The 520-nt window shown below is 34.2% G+C and carries 1 protein-coding gene; it reads left to right on the forward strand.

What is annotated here, in order from left to right:
• A partial coding sequence (locus ABN217_RS20415) for a nucleoside/nucleotide kinase family protein (RefSeq protein ID WP_502935153.1) occupies positions 1–431 on the forward strand: 431 nt, incomplete at its 5' end.
• Positions 432–520 lie beyond the last annotated feature (89 nt).

Raw genomic sequence — 520 nt, forward strand, 5'->3', positions numbered from 1 at the left:
ATGTTGATTTACTGGTTGGGGTTGTGCCTATCGTTAACCTTGAATGGATCCAGAAGCTGATCCGAGACACCACAGAACGAGGGCATTCACGAGAAGCAGTGATGGACTCGGTAGTTCGCTCAATGGGTGATTATATTAATTATATAACCCCACAATTCTCACGAACTCATATTAATTTCCAACGTGTACCAACCGTAGATACCTCAAACCCTTTCTCTGCTAAAGCGATACCATCACAAGATGAAAGTTTTATTGTTATCCGTTTTAGAGGGCTCGAACAAATTGATTTTCCTTATTTACTTTCCATGTTAAGCGGTTCATTTATTTCAGCTATGAATACTATTGTTGTGCCGGGAGGGAAATTAGGGTTAGCAATGGAGTTAATCATGACCCCTATTGTTGAGAAGTTAATTAAACAAAAACACGATTAATAGTTAATACATGATGCTTATTTTAAATTAATAAGCATCATAATTAAAAAAAATAATATATATAATAAAAAATTATTGAGTTTTAATTT

It is taken from the genome of Proteus sp. fly-1067 (genome assembly GCF_040139345.1).
In the GTDB taxonomy this organism is placed as follows: Bacteria; Pseudomonadota; Gammaproteobacteria; order Enterobacterales; family Enterobacteriaceae; genus Proteus; species Proteus vulgaris_B.